Origin of the sequence: Massilia sp. UYP32 (genome assembly GCF_050434365.1) — a bacterium.
Lineage (GTDB): Bacteria > Pseudomonadota > Gammaproteobacteria > Burkholderiales > Burkholderiaceae_D > Telluria > Telluria timonae.
Window position 1 is genome coordinate 73588 of sequence record NZ_JBNDIK010000010.1, and the last position, 14349, is coordinate 87936.

General features: G+C 66.5%; 12 protein-coding genes. 8 read left to right on the top strand and 4 right to left on the bottom strand.

Annotation, left to right across the window (positions count from 1 at the left end; all coding sequences use genetic code 11):
* Positions 1-30: 30 nt before the first annotated feature.
* The 3 genes from ABIB42_RS09700 to icmF form a co-directional block, all read right to left on the bottom strand.
* Complete coding sequence (locus tag ABIB42_RS09700; protein WP_005663835.1) at positions 31-360, bottom strand: hypothetical protein; 330 nt, start codon at positions 358-360, stop codon at positions 31-33.
* Positions 361-505: 145 nt separating this feature from the next.
* Entirely contained in the window at positions 506-1585 is a 1080-nt protein-coding gene (locus ABIB42_RS09705) for a type I restriction endonuclease (RefSeq protein ID WP_005663833.1), read from the bottom strand.
* Positions 1586-1803: 218 nt separating this feature from the next.
* Positions 1804-5091: a fused isobutyryl-CoA mutase/GTPase IcmF gene (gene icmF, locus ABIB42_RS09710; protein ID WP_429248271.1), complete on the bottom strand. Its 3288-nt coding sequence runs from the start codon at positions 5089-5091 to the stop codon at positions 1804-1806.
* 207 nt (positions 5092-5298) lie between these two features.
* Between icmF and ABIB42_RS09715 the strand changes: the two genes are divergently transcribed.
* Positions 5299-6528 (top strand): HD-GYP domain-containing protein, encoded by a 1230-nt coding sequence (locus ABIB42_RS09715; protein ID WP_429248272.1) that lies wholly within the window; start codon positions 5299-5301, stop codon positions 6526-6528.
* A gap of 75 nt (positions 6529-6603) precedes the next feature.
* Here the strand turns inward: ABIB42_RS09715 and ABIB42_RS09720 are convergent, their stop codons facing one another.
* A complete protein-coding gene (locus tag ABIB42_RS09720) occupies positions 6604-7638 on the bottom strand; it encodes a GGDEF domain-containing protein (protein WP_005663827.1) in 1035 nt (344 codons plus the stop codon).
* Positions 7639-8028: 390 nt separating this feature from the next.
* Here ABIB42_RS09720 and ABIB42_RS09725 point away from each other — a divergent pair, with 390 nt between their 5' ends.
* The 7 genes from ABIB42_RS09725 to ABIB42_RS09755 all read left to right on the top strand — a co-directional run bounded on the left by ABIB42_RS09725 (position 8029) and on the right by ABIB42_RS09755 (position 14348).
* On the top strand, positions 8029-8211 hold the full coding sequence (locus tag ABIB42_RS09725) for a Flp family type IVb pilin (protein ID WP_005663826.1): 183 nt from the start codon (positions 8029-8031) through the stop codon (positions 8209-8211).
* A gap of 62 nt (positions 8212-8273) precedes the next feature.
* Positions 8274-8828: an A24 family peptidase gene (locus ABIB42_RS09730; protein WP_184238482.1), complete on the top strand. Its 555-nt coding sequence runs from the start codon at positions 8274-8276 to the stop codon at positions 8826-8828.
* A gap of 100 nt (positions 8829-8928) precedes the next feature.
* Positions 8929-10362, top strand: a complete 1434-nt coding sequence (locus ABIB42_RS09735) for an ATP-binding protein (protein ID WP_184238480.1) — start codon at positions 8929-8931, stop codon at positions 10360-10362.
* Positions 10359-11204, top strand: coding sequence for a Flp pilus assembly protein CpaB (cpaB, locus tag ABIB42_RS09740; protein WP_005663820.1), 846 nt, complete (start codon positions 10359-10361; stop codon positions 11202-11204). The genes ABIB42_RS09735 and cpaB overlap by 4 nt, the downstream gene beginning before the upstream one ends.
* Before the next feature lie 18 nt (positions 11205-11222).
* Positions 11223-12848: a type II and III secretion system protein family protein gene (locus tag ABIB42_RS09745; protein WP_429248273.1), complete on the top strand. Its 1626-nt coding sequence runs from the start codon at positions 11223-11225 to the stop codon at positions 12846-12848.
* Positions 12849-12862: 14 nt separating this feature from the next.
* Entirely contained in the window at positions 12863-13132 is a 270-nt protein-coding gene (locus ABIB42_RS09750) for a hypothetical protein (RefSeq protein ID WP_005663816.1), read from the top strand.
* Between the two features lie 40 nt (positions 13133-13172).
* The gene (locus ABIB42_RS09755) at positions 13173-14348 is read left to right on the top strand and encodes an AAA family ATPase (RefSeq protein ID WP_005663814.1); all 1176 of its coding nucleotides are present in this window, start codon (positions 13173-13175) and stop codon (positions 14346-14348) included.
* The last annotated feature ends 1 nt before the right edge of the window (position 14349 follow it).

A 14349-nucleotide genomic window follows, 5' to 3' on the forward strand; every position in this document is an offset into this window, starting at 1 on the left:
GAATGCTGAAAAAATTACTACAGGGGAAAATTACCCCTCGCCGCTGCCGTCAAGGCCGGGGTCGCGGCGCAGCCGGCCCAGCAGGGCTTCGACGTTCTCGCCCACCGGCAGGCCGTGGCGCCGCAACAGCTGGACATGCAGCACCAGGTTTTCCAGCACCAGCTTGGCCGCCACGGCGAGCAAGGTCAGCGTGCGGTCTTCCTCGCTAAAGTTCTCCATCGCCGCCGCCATCTCGCACAGGTGGTCGGCGACGATGGCGCGCATCTCGTCCTCTGGGAAGGGCAGGTCGGCGAAGTCGATCGGGTCTTCCCGTTCGACTTCGCGCATCAGGGCGGCGAGCTGGTCTGGCTGGATGGACATGCGAGCTCCTGTGGGGTCTTGCTGACATTGTAGGTTCGTCCATGCGAACAGGCTTGCCCCGCTGTGCTTCGGCAGGTGCGCAGTCGATCATCTGCCCAGAGGAGAACAATGCCAGCCGGTCGAAAGCTCGCGTGCCCGGCTCGGTTTATTCCTCGACCGGCAAGTGCATTGACACGGTCGCTCGCAACCGATCGGCAAAACTGTAGAGATCGTCGATTTCTTCGAGTGGAAAACGTTCCTCGGCCTTGTCCGGCCCGAATATGCCAACCGCCAGCTTCTGGGTGTTATTGAAGCGCAAGCGACAGACGGGCTTGCGATTATTGTCGTCGAGCAGAATGGCGCAATAACTCAGGTTGTCGCGCATGACGATGCGGCGTGGGCTGACGACATCGCGCAAAATCGAGCGAACGATATGCAGGCCCTCGATTTCCTCGGCGCTGGTTTCGACTTCGGCTTCATCTGCAGGGTGGGGAATGATCGGCGCGGAATGCTCGGACGTCGTTGGCGCCTCGGCGGCCATCGCACCTTTCAGTCGTACGTTGATGCGCTCGCTTAGCAGCTGTTCAAAAGCACGTTTTGTGATCTGCGTGAACTGGTCCTTGAGTGTCGGCGTGAAGCGTCGCCCGCCAAGCAGGTCGGCAGACAGCAAGCGCACGAATTCTTCCGGAGGATTGGCCACCCACTCGTTCAAGCGTTCTTGAATGGCCCGCGTATATTTGAGATCGCTGGCAGTGTTAAGAATTGTGTCGATATCGAAGCTCGATTTGGCGAACTTTTTCAGCTCCTCGACGTCACGCTCCTTGAAATCGAGGATGTCGAACTCAAAAAATGGCGTGCTGTCCATCTTGTTCGGTTGCTCGAGATCGGTAAAGAACCGGTATTTCAGGCCGTTCGTCAACACGCCAAAGCGGGATTCGGTGACATGGAAATAACGGAACAACTGACTTGCATGATTAATATGCAGGTCGCCACCACAACGTTTGCACTCGAAAAGCATGATGGGATTCCCGTCGCGCAGAATCGCATAGTCTACCTTTTCGCCCTTCTTGGTCCCGACATCCGCGATCAATTCCGGGGTGACTTCGGTTGGATCGAAAACGTTGTAGCCGAGGATCTGAATGAATGGCATTACCATGGCATTCTTGGTAGCCTCTTCTGTCTGAATCAGGTCTTTGGTAGCACGAATACGGGTAGCCAGTGCGTTGAGCTGGTCGATCAGATCCACGGTAATGCTCCTTCAAGCTGGGTTGAACAGGTAAAGATGCAACAAATCAATGGAAATAACATTTCCATATTGCACATTTTTTAATGCTGTATCAACCTTTAAATGAAGCGCTGGCATGGTGGCGCATTTTCGCCACATAACTGAATTGAGCCAGATCCAGACAGGTACTGGTCGGTATGTCAGGAAGGGAATAAGGACGCGGCTGGCGCGCCCCTTTTTCACATATTGCGGCGATACTGCCCACCCACCTCGAACAGCGCGGTCGTGATCTGCCCCAGCGAGCATACGCGCACCGCGTCCATCAGGCGCGCGAACACGTTCTCGTTGTCGATCGCGGCCTGGCGCAGGGCGGCCAGCGCGGCTGGCGCCGCATCGGCGTTGCGGCGGTGGAAGTCTTCCAGGCGCTGCAGCTGCGATTGCTTTTCCTCGTCGGTCGAACGGGCCAGTTCGATCGTGGCGGGAAGCGCGGCGCCCTTCGGGTTGCGGAAGGTGTTGACGCCGATGATCGGCAGGCTGCCGTCGTGCTTGCGGTGCTCGTACAGCATCGACTCTTCCTGGATCTTGCCGCGCTGGTAGCCGGTTTCCATCGCCCCCAGCACGCCGCCGCGCTCGGCGATGCGCTCGAACTCCTGCAGCACCTGCTCTTCGACCAGGTCGGTCAGCTCGTCCATGATGAAGGCGCCCTGGTTCGGGTTTTCGTTCTTGGCCAGGCCCCATTCCCGGTTGATGATCAACTGGATCGCCAATGCCCTGCGCACCGATTCGTCGGTCGGCGTGGTGATCGCCTCGTCGTAGGCATTCGTGTGCAGCGAATTGCAGTTGTCGTAGATCGCGATCAGCGCCTGCAGGGTGGTGCGGATGTCGTTGAAGTCGATCTCCTGCGCGTGCAGCGAGCGGCCGGAAGTCTGGATATGGTACTTGAGCTTCTGGCTGCGATCGTTGGCGCCGTACTTGTCGCGCATCGCCACCGCCCAGATGCGGCGCGCCACGCGGCCCAGCACCGTGTATTCCGGGTCCATGCCGTTCGAGAAGAAGAACGACAGGTTCGGCGCGAAGTCGTCGATGTGCATGCCGCGCGCCAGATACGCTTCCACGAACGTGAAGCCGTTCGACAGGGTAAACGCCAGCTGCGAGATCGGGTTGGCTCCCGCTTCGGCGATGTGGTAGCCCGAGATCGACACCGAGTAAAAATTGCGCACGCCGTGCGTCACGAAATATTCCTGGATGTCTCCCATCACCTTCAGCGAAAACTCGGTCGAGAAGATGCAGGTGTTCTGGCCCTGGTCTTCCTTCAGGATGTCGGCCTGCACGGTACCGCGCACGGCGGTCAGCACCCAGGCGCGGATCTGCGCGGCTTCTTCGCCGCTCGGCTGGCGCCCGTTGTTCTCGACGAACTTGTCCATCTGCTGGTCGATGGCGGTGTTCATGAACATCGCCAGGATGGTCGGGGCCGGGCCGTTGATGGTCATCGAGACCGAGGTCGACGGGCTGCACAGGTCGAAGCCGTCGTACAGCACCTTCATGTCGTCCAGCGTCGCGATCGACACGCCCGAGTTGCCGACCTTGCCGTAGATGTCCGGGCGCAGCGCCGGGTCGGCGCCGTACAGGGTCACCGAGTCGAAGGCGGTCGACAGGCGCTTGGCGTCCATGCCGGTCGAGACGAGCTTGAAGCGGCGGTTGGTGCGGAAGGCGTCGCCCTCGCCGGCGAACATGCGGGTCGGATCCTCGCCCTCGCGCTTGAAGGGGAACACTCCGGCCGTGTAGGGGAAGGAACCCGGCACGTTTTCCAGCATCAGGAAGCGCAGGATCTCGCCATGGTCCTCGAAGCGCGGTAACGCCACCTTGCGCACCGGATTGCCGGACAAGGTCGTCGAGATCAGGCGCGTGCGGATTTCCTTGTCGCGGATCTTCACCACGTGCTCGTCGCCCGCGTAGGTCGCCTGCAGCTGCGGCCAGGAGGCCACCAGCGCCCTGGCTTCGCCGTCCATGGCGTTGTCGCGCTGGGCGATCACATCGTCGAAGCCGGCATCCTTGCCCGCCTCGGCCAGCATGCGCTTCGCCTCCTGCAGCTGCTGGCGCTCGCGCGCGAGCTTGACCTGCGTGCCGACCCGGCGGTGGTAGCCGCGCACGGTGTCGGCGATCTCGGCCAGGTAGCGGCTGCGCGCGGGCGGCACGATCACGTTCTTGCCGCTCGAGTAGCGCTGCGCCGGCGCCTGCAGCTTGCCGGTTTCGACCTTCAGGCCCAGTTCCGCCAGTTTCGGCAGCAGGCCGTGGTAGAGGGCGGTCACGCCGTCGTCGTTGAAGCGCGAGGCCTGGGTGCCGTAGACCGGCATCTGGTCCGGGCTCATCGACCACAGTTCGCGGTTGCGCTGGTATTGCTTGGCGACGTCGCGCAGCGCGTCGAGCGCGCCCTTGCGGTCGAACTTGTTGATGGCGATGAGATCGGCGAAATCGAGCATGTCGATCTTCTCGAGCTGCGAGGCGGCGCCGAATTCCGGGGTCATCACGTACATCGAGGTGTCGACGTGCGGCACGATGGCGGCGTCGCCCTGGCCGATGCCCGAGGTCTCGACGATCACGAGGTCGAAGCCGGCCACCTTGCAGGCGGCGATCACGTCGGGCAGGGCCTGCGAGATCTCGGAGCCCGCTTCGCGCGTGGCCAGCGAGCGCATGAACACGCGCTGCTGCCCGTTCCAGGGATTGATCGCGTTCATGCGGATGCGGTCGCCCAGCAGGGCGCCGCCCGACTTGCGGCGCGACGGGTCGATCGAGATCACGGCGATGTTCAGGCGGTCGCCCTGGTCGAGGCGGATGCGGCGGATCAGCTCATCGGTCAGCGAGGACTTGCCGGCGCCGCCGGTGCCGGTGATGCCCAGGGTCGGCACGCGCAGCGTGTCGGCCGTGTCGAGGATCTCCTTGCGCAGGGCCGGGTCGGCCCGGTCGTTTTCCAGCGCCGTGATCAGCTGGGCCAGCGGGCGGTGGCGCGCGGCGATGTCGCCGCTGCGCAGCGCCGCGAGCGAAGTCGGGGCGTAGGGCGACAGGTCGACGTCGCAGGCTTCGAGCATCGAGCGGATCATGCCGACCAGACCCATGCGCTGGCCGTCTTCCGGACTGAAGATGCGCGTCACGCCATACGCGTGCAGGTCTTCGATCTCGCTCGGGACGATCACCCCGCCGCCGCCGCCGAACACCTTGATGTGCTCGCCGCCGCGCTGGCGCAGCAAGTCGATCATGTACTTGAAGTATTCGACGTGGCCGCCCTGGTAGCTCGAGATGGCGATGCCCTGCGCATCCTCGGCCAGCGCCGCAGTGACCACGTCGTCGACCGAGCGGTTGTGGCCGAGGTGGATCACCTCGGCGCCGTTCGACTGCAGGATGCGGCGCATGATGTTGATCGAGGCGTCGTGGCCGTCGAACAGCGAGGCGGCGGTGACGAAACGGACCTTGTTGGCCAGGCGCGGCTGTTCGGGCAGGTCGAGCTTCGCGACGGGAGTGATGTCGTTCATGAGGGACGGGTCCTTGTGAGCGGTGAGGACGGATGCTGGTACGGTATATGACGTTAACGTTAACGTCAAGCTCGCGGCGAAGTAATACGGCTGGCTTCGATCCATTTCACATTGCGTATCCCTAAGGCAACATTAAGTTCCATTATGCAATCTGCTTGTTATACTCAATGCATAATCGGAATTCATGCAGAAGAAGAGACACGACAGATGCTGAAAAAAGTGGATTCTTCACAGCTCAGGGCGGGCATGTTCATCCACGACCTGGATTGCGGTTGGATGGAGCATCCGTTCGTACGCAACCAGTTCCTGATCACGAACGAAGCCGAGATCCGCAAGATCGTCGAGGCGCGTATCCGCGGCGTCGTGATCGATTGCCGTCGCGGCCTGGACGTCGACGCGCCCACCGTCGACGAGAGCATGGCCGCCACCGAGGCCGAGGTGACCGCGCTGGCGCAGGCCGCCACGGCCTCCGCGCGCATGCGGGTGCCGCTGGCCGAGGAATTGCAGCGCGCCATCCATGTGCGGCGCCAGGCCGAGGGTCTGGTGCGCGCCGTGATGCAGGACGCGCGCCTGGGAAAGGCCGTCGAGCTGGACCAGGTAAGCCCGGTGGTGCAGAGCGTTACCGAATCGATCCTGCGCAATTCGGGCGCCTTGCCCAGCCTCCTGCAGCTCAAGAACAAGGACGACTACACCTTCCTGCACTCGGTCAGCGTGTGCGCGCTGCTGGTCGCCTTCTGCCGCTCGCGCGGCATGGACGAGGAAACCATCTACCAGGCCGGCCTGGGCGGCCTGCTGCACGACACCGGCAAGGCCATGGTGCCGGACGCCATCCTCAACAAGCAGGGCCGCCTGACCGACGCCGAATTCGACATCGTCAAGCGCCATCCGCGCGACGGTTACGACATCCTGGTCAAGACGCCCGGCATCGGCCCGGTGCCGCTCGACATCACGCTGCACCACCACGAGCGGCGCGACGGCAGTGGCTATCCGGACCGCCAGGCCGGGGACGGCATCAGCGAGCTGGCGCAGATGGCGGCCATCGTCGACGTGTACGACGCGATCACGTCCGACCGCTGCTACCACAAGGGCATCCCGCCGGCCGAGGCGCTGCGCAAGATCTACGAGTGGAGCAAGCACCACTTCAATCCGGCGCTGGTCCAGGAGTTCATGCGCTGCGTCGGCATCTACCCGGTCGGCACCCTGGTGCTGCTGGAATCGGGCCGGCTGGGCGTGGTGGTCGAGCCGCACGAATCGAGCCTGCTCACGCCGAAGGTGAACGTGTTCTTCCATGCGAAGCAGCAGGTGTATATCCGCCCCGAGACGGTCGACCTGTCGCGCGCGACGGGCTTCGGCGGCGGCGACCGCATCGTGCGCCACGAGTCGGCCGCCAAGTGGCAGGTCGAGCCGCTGCGCTTCATGCAGCTGGCCGAGGCCTGAGCGCCTGCCATCCGCCGGCGCGGCGCGCGGCTGCTTCGGCATGCGATTGAACGCGCTGCCCTCACGTGCAGGGAATCAGAAGAATTCGGCGGTGTCGTTGACGGCCACGGTCTGCAGCAGCCCGCCGGCGACCAGCTCTTCGTAATGGCACACGCGGTTGCGGCCGTGGGCCTTGGCGTAGTACAGGGCCTGGTCGGCGTGGCCCAGCGTGACCACCGGCGAATCGGCGGCGCTGACGCTGGTGAAGCCGATGCTGACCGTGACCTTGCCCACCTGCGGGAAGTCGTGGCTCTCGACGTCGGCGCGGAAGCGCTCGATGATGCGGCGGGCGTTCTCCAGGTTCGTCGAGCGCAGCAGCACCACGAACTCCTCGCCGCCGAAGCGGAACACCCGGTCCTGGGCGCGGAACGACGACTGCAGCAGGTTGGCGATCAGGATCAGCACTTCGTCGCCGTACAGGTGGCCGAAGCGGTCGTTGACGCCCTTGAAGTGGTCGACGTCGACCACCGCCAGCCACTGCTTTTCTTCGCCGTTGTGGTGGCGCCGCTCGGCCTGGCCGGGGGCCGTGGCGTCGGTCTCGGAGGCGTGCAGCATGCGCGCCAGCTGGTCGTCGAAGGTCTTGCGGTTGAGCAGGCCCGTGAGCGAGTCGCGCTCGCTGTAGTCGAGCAGGTTCTGGAAGTTGCGGTACACGCTGACGATCCCGTTGACCATGTACAGCGCCTCGGGCGTGAACGGTTCGGCATGCACGATCTCGAGGCAGGTGTCGGCCTTGTCGCCGAACCAGATCGGCAGCCACAGGCGGCGCAGGCCGTCGGCGCCGATGCTTTCCGCGCGCGGTTCGTGGCGGCGCACGCAGGCGCCGAGTTCGGGATAGAGCGCGATCGGTTCGCCGGGACCGCTGTCCTGCGGCTCTTCGGGGCAGGCCACGCCGCCGGCATGGATGCAGGCGCGCGAACGCACGAAGTACTGTTCGCCGACGCTGGAGATGGTGAGCACCCGGGTGCGGGCCGCGCCGGACAATTCCTGGACCGCCGAAATCACGGAGATGTCCAGCATGGTGTGATCGCGGTGGCCGGTCATGTCCACCATGTGTCGCAGCAGGGAATCCATGTCGTCGTTATCAGACCAAGCAATAAGAGGTACCGGGAGACCGCCCCGCGCAAGGCGTGGCGCACAGGGCGGACAGCGCTGAATGGATGCCCAGCGCCATGATCGGCGGTGCCGCATTTTTCAGCGGTCAAGCGAAACAGCATAATACTTTTTTGTATTACCGGCAACTATTCTTAACAATTTTTATTCATGGTTTCCCGCGCGTTGACACATCGCCCTGGGAGTTTGTTTCTCATAAGAAGCATGAATTTCCATACGGAAAAGTTGTGGACGGTCAACTTGCCGTACGGCACTAATCGGTACAGTGAACTCACTGGCAAACGTAACACAGCAGTAGCGACGGGGCCCAGTCGCAGCCAGTATTTCCTCAACCATCATAAGGAGTTTGTCATGAGCACGATTACCTCCGCCATCAAAGCATTTTTCGCTGACGAAAACGGTGTGACTGCCATCGAGTATGGCCTGATCGCCGCCCTCATCGGCGTGGTGATGGCCGGTGTCGCTGGCGAAGTCGGTGAAAACATCGAGGCGGCCTTCATCTACATCCGCGATCAGTTGGTCGTTCCGGAGTAATCCGCCTGCCCCCCGGGACGCGGTTCGGCCCCGGGGGGCTTTTTTTTTCGTGGAGTCCGATCATGGCTGTCGCACTTTACCTCGATACGCTGCTGCTGCTGATGGTGACGGCGGCGGCGCTCAAGGACCTGGAGAGCCGGCGCATTCCGAACCGGCTGCTGGCCGCCGGCATGGCATGCGCCCTGGTCCTGCACCTGCTGTCGCCGCAACCGCTGGCGGGGCTGCTCGCCTGGCTGGGCGGGACGGCGACCGGCCTGGCGATCTTCCTGCCTTTTTACCTGGTCCGCGGCATGGCCGCCGGGGACGTCAAGATGATGGCCGCGGTCGGCGCCTTCGCCGGTCCCGGCGACGCGCTGCGCATCGCCATCCTGGCCTGGTGCGTGGGCGGCGTCATGGCGCTGGCCGTCATCGTCTTCAAGGGCCGCCTGCGCATGGCGCTGGCCAATATGTGGGCGATCCTGAAGCCCATGCTGCTGCGCCTGCCGCGCGGGCCGGCGCCCGTGATCGGCGGCGCCGGCGGCCAACCCAGCGCCGGCTCGATTCCCTATGGCGTGGCGATCGCCGCCGGCGCCATCGCGCTGCTGGTCAGCCGCTACGCCGACCGACCGCTGTTATGAGCGGCGGGTCGGGCCTTTGTCAGGTATCAAGTGCCTGATGAGGCCGCTCGCTAGAATCAAATCAAGGTTTTCCGAAACATCTTCATGGGCAGGAGGGTGCATGATGGGAATGTTGTCGGCCACCACGGCCGCCGCCGGGCACGATGCATCGTTCGGGTCCGGGGCCAGCGCGTCGTCAAGCGATGGCGACGTGGCCGCCGTGCTGCCGCGCCAGCCGCGCACCGTGCGCGACACCGGGCTCGATCCGCGCCTGGTGACGGGATTGGTGCTCAAGGTCCTGCATGCCGGCGGCAAGACGCCGCTGTCCAGGCTTACCGGACGCCTGCGGCTGTCGGTCAGCGTGGTGCGCGAAGTGCTGCAGGGCCTGGTCGCCAGCCAGCAGGCCGAAGTCGCCTATTCGGGCGAGACCGATCTCGACGTGCACTACCAGCTCACCGCCGCCGGCGCGCGCGCCGCCGGCGAGCACCTGGCCGAGTCGCGTTATGCCGGACCGGCGCCGGTGACCCTGGCGGCCTGGCGTTCGGTGGTGGCGCAGCAGTCGCAGCGCCAGCCGGACGCGCCGCGCGTGGCGCGCGCCGAACTCGAAGCGGTGCTCGACGGCGACGGCCTGGAACCGGCGATGCGCGAACTGATCGGCGCGGCCCTGTATTCCGGCCGTCCACTGCTGCTGTATGGCCCGTCCGGCAGCGGCAAGACCACCCTGGCGCGCAAGTTCGCCCGCCTGCGCCAGGATCCGATCGCGGTGCCGTACGCGGTGCTGGTCAACCACGAGATCGTCCAGCTGCACGATCCGGCCCTGCATCCGTTGCCGCTGCAGATGCGCGGCCTGGAAGAACGCCGCAGTTGCGACGCGCGCTGGGCCCTGAGCCAGCGGCCGCTGGTGCACGTCGGCGCCGAGCTCACGCGCGACATGCTGGAACTGCGGGTCGACGCCGCCAGCGGCGTGCTGCGCGCGCCGCCCCACATCCTGGCCAATAACGGCCTGCTGGTGCTGGACGACCTGGGACGCCAGCGGATGCCGGCCGGCGAGCTGCTGCACCGCTGGCTGGGCGCGCTGGAGGCCGGCCAGGACCACGTGACGGTGCCGCACGGCCCGAGCCACGCGCTGCCGTTCGACGTCGGCCTGGTGCTGGCCACCAGCCTGGCGCCGGAATCGGTGCTGGACGACGCCTGCCTGCGCCGCATCGGCTACCGCATTGCCGTGGGGCCGCTGTCCGAAGCGAGTTACCGCGCGCTGCTGCGGCGCCAGGCGCGGCTGCGCCGCATCGAGGTCGACGAGGCGGCGTTCGATTTCCTGGTCGACGAACTGCATCGCCGCACCCGGCGCCCGCTGCTGGCCGCCTGGCCGCACGAGCTGCTGGGACGCATCGCCGATTTCGCCGGCTTCGCCGGCCGCGCGCCGCGCTGCGACGTGGACGGCCTGGTCCAGGCCTGGAGCAGCCTGTTCGGAGCCAGCGCCCTGCCGCCCGCGCTGCCTTGTGCATCGAACCCAGCGGCGATGAAGCGGGAAGACAAGGAAGGGGATGCGCGATGAAGAACAAGCGTGCCGTGATCATGATGGCACTGGCGGTGCTGCTGGGCCTGCTGGCGGTGGCGCTGGCGGCGAGCTGGCTGCTCAATGCCCCGGGCGCAAGCGCCGGCCGGATCGTCGTCGCCAAGGCCGACGTCGACATCGGCCAGCGCCTGACGCCCGAGATGTTCAAGCTGGCCGACTGGCCGGCCGACAGCGTGCCGAAGGGCGCCTTCACCGATCCCGCGCCGCTGGGCGGACGGGTATTGCGCAGCAGCCTGCTCGCGGGCGAACCGATCAGCGAAGCCAAGCTGGCGCCGGCCGGCACCCTGGGCGGCCTGTCGGCCCTGATCACCGAGGGCAAGCGCGCGATCACGGTGCGCGTCAACGACGTGATCGGGGTGGCCGGCTTCACCCTGCCGGGCAACTACGTCGACATCATCGTCAGCACCGAGACCATGCCGGACCCGAACGCGACCCGGGCGCGCGAGCAGAGCATCTCGAAGATCGTGCTGGAGCGGATCCTGGTGCTGGCGGTGGCGCAGGAAGTCAATCGCGACGAGACCAAGCCCAAGGTGGTCAATGCCGTCACGCTCGAGGTCACGCCAAGCGAGGCCGAAAAGCTGGACCTGGCGCGCAGCGTGGGCACCCTGTCGCTGGCGCTGCGCAACCAGGTCGATCCGGCCGCCGCCGCCACCTTCGGCGCGACCAAGGAGAACCTGCTGCCCGCTGTCGCCGCCGCGCCGCCGCCGGTGGTGCGGGCCCCGCCGCGGCCGCGCGTGCAGCAGGCGCGCGCCCCGGCCCCGCCCAAGCGCGACTGCATCAGCGTCATCAACGGCCTGCACGCATCGCAGGAATGCTTCTGACCACCGACTGGATCGATCATGAAACGACGTCCCTCGATCGCATTGCGCGCCACTCTTGCCGCCGTCCTTGCCGCGCTGGCCGGCCCGGTCCTGGCCAGCGCCGCGCCCGCCACTGCCGCCGCCGCGCAAAAGGTGGCTGAACCGAAGCCGGCGCCGAAGAAACCGGCGCCCGCCCGCACCGCGAGCGAAGCGCCCGCGCGCGTCGCCGAAGGCTGCCGCGGCGAGGCCGCGCGGCCGGCCGTGATGGCGCTCCAGATGGGCAAGTCGACCATGCTGCGCCTGCCCGAGAAGGTAGCCCGCCGCAGCGTCGGCAACCCGGCCGTGGTGCAGGCGATGCTGGTCGCCCCGGACACCCTGTACATCGCCGCCGTCGACGTCGGCAGCACCAATATGATCGTGCAGGGCCGCAGCGGCTTGTGCAGCGTGATCGACATCACGATCGCGATGGACCCGAGCGGGCTGGAAGCCACGCTCAAGGCCGCGATGCCGGACGAGCAGGACATCCGCGTGATGGCGGCCAACGACAGCCTGATCCTGACCGGAACCGTCAGCGACGCCACCGTCGTGCAGCGCGCGGTGGAGCTGGCCGGCGCCTATGTGCGGCGTCCGCTGCGCCAGCTGCCGGCGGCCGACAAGGAAAACGATACCGATGGCGTGATCGTGGTGGGAAGGAACGGCGCCAGCGGCGCCGGCGCGGCGGGCGGCGCCGGCGCCCGGGTGATCAACCTGCTGGCGGTGAGCGCGCCGCAGCAGGTGCAGCTCGAGGTCAAGGTGGCCGAGATCTCGCGCACCCTGCTCGAACGGCTCGAGACCGGCACCCGCTTCAGCTTCGGCTCCGGCAGCTGGACCACCACCCTGGCCACCGATTTCCTGAGCGGCCTGCTGGGCGGCGGCCTGTCGGGAGTCAAGACCAATGGCAACCGCTTCGCCATCGAGGCCGACAAGCTCGATGGCCTGGTGCGCATCCTGGCCGAGCCGAACGTGCTGGCCATCAGCGGCCAGGAAGGCTCGTTCCTGGCCGGCGGCAAGTTCTACATCCCGGTGTCGCAGGACGATGACCGCGTCACGCTGGAAGAAAAGGAATTCGGGGTCGGCGTGCGCTTCACCCCGACCGTGCTGTCGGGCGGGCGCATCAACCTGAAGGTGGCGCCGGAGGTGTCCGAACTGTCGCGCGAAGGGATCGGCATCACCGCCACCGGCATCACCGGCACCGCCATCATGCCGCTGGTGACCACGCGCCGCGCCAGCACCACGGTGCAGCTGCATGACGGCCAGAGCTTCGCGATCGGCGGCCTGGTGCGCAACAACCTGATCGCCAACATGAAAGGCTTGCCGGGCCTGGGCGAGATTCCGGTGCTGGGCGCGCTGTTTCGCAGCACCGACTACCAGCAGGACCGCACCGAGCTGGTGTTCGTGATCACGGCGCGCCTGGTCAAGCCGCTGCCGGGCGGCAGCCATGTGCTGCCCACCGACGGCCATGTCGCGCCGTCGCGCGCCGGCCTGATGCTGGGCGGGCGGCTGGAAGGGGAGCGGCCCGCCGCCGCCGCGCCTGCCGGGGCGGTCACGCCGCCGGCCGCGGTATCCGGTCCGGTATCCGGCGCGGTATCCGGGAGCTTCGAACTGACGCCGGCGGCTTCGAACTGACACAGGGGAATGCAATGCGAACCACATTCACACGATGGGCGGCGCTGGCGCTGCTCGCCTGCGGCGCGTCGGGATGCGTCTCGACCACGCCGGACTGGGATGCGCGCTTCGGCGCGGCCACCCGCAGCAATTTGGCGGCCCAGGTGCTCGACCCGAGCGGCGCCGCCAGCGGCAATCCCGCCCTGGGCCTCGATGGCCGCGCCGCGCGCGCCGCCATCGACAACTACCAGCGCTCGTTCGCCCGGCCGGATACCGGCCAGCCGGCGGCGATGGTGGACCAGTGATGGACGCGCGCGCAGCGAACGTCCTCTGTCCGGGGCTGCCATGAGAGCGCTCCTGATCAGCCGCGACAGCCACTTGTACGCGGAGCTGGCCTCGCAGGGCGCGGCGCGGGTGCCGCCCCTGCACCTGGCCGCCACCCGCGCCAGCCTGCGCGAAGCGCTCGACCGCCCCGAACCCGACGCCCCGCAACTGGTGATCGTCGACGCCAGCGGGCTGGAGCCGCTGGAGGCCGCCCTGCTCGAGCGCCTGGGCCGCCAGTATCCGGGATCGCAGCTGATGCTGCTCACCAACCAGCACCAGCCCGACCTGTTGATCACGGCGATGCGCGCCGGCGTGCGCGAGCTGCTGCAACTGCCGCTGGTGCACCGCGCCTTCCACGAGGCGATGGACCGGATCGCCACCGCCGCCGGCGTGTCGAGCCTGCGCGAAGGCAAGGTGCTGGCCTTCATCGCCTGCAAGGGCGGCAGCGGCGCCACCTTCATCTCGGCCAACTTCGGCTATGCGCTGGCCACGCTGGCGGGCAAGAAGGTCTTGCTCATCGACCTGCACGGCCAGTTCGGCGACGCCGCCCTGTACGTGTCGGACCAGAAGCCGGCCATGACGATGTCGGACGTGTGCGCCCAGATCGCGCGCGTGGACGGGCCCTTCCTCGAATCGTGCCTGGTGCACGTCACGCCGGGCTTCGGCGTGCTGGCCGCGGCCGACGATCCCGGCCACGCGAAAGAGGCCAAGCCGGAACACATCGACACCATCCTGCGCGTGGCGCGCCAGAACTACGACTACGTGCTGCTCGACGTCGGGCGCCAGATCGACGCGGTGTCGCTGCGCGCGCTGGACGTCACCGACACCATCTATCCGGTGCTGCAGCTGGCGCTGCCCGACATCCGCGACGCGCGGCGCCTGCTCGACATCTTCCGCTCGCTGGGCTACGTGCTGGACAACATCCGCCTGATCGTCAACCGCTACGAGAAGGGCGGCAAGCTGCGCCTGCAAGACCTGCATGCGGCGCTCGGCTGCGAGGTGGTGCACACCTTCCCCAACGACTACGTCGCGGTGACCGATTCGGTGAACCAGGGCGTGCCGGTGCTGCAGCTGTCGCGCTCGAGCTCCGCCGCGCGCAGCCTGGCCGAGATGGTCGAGCTGGTGACCGCGCACCGGGTCCAGGAAAGCCGCGGCCTGCTGGACCGCCTGTTCGGGCGCCAGGACGCCGATTACTGAC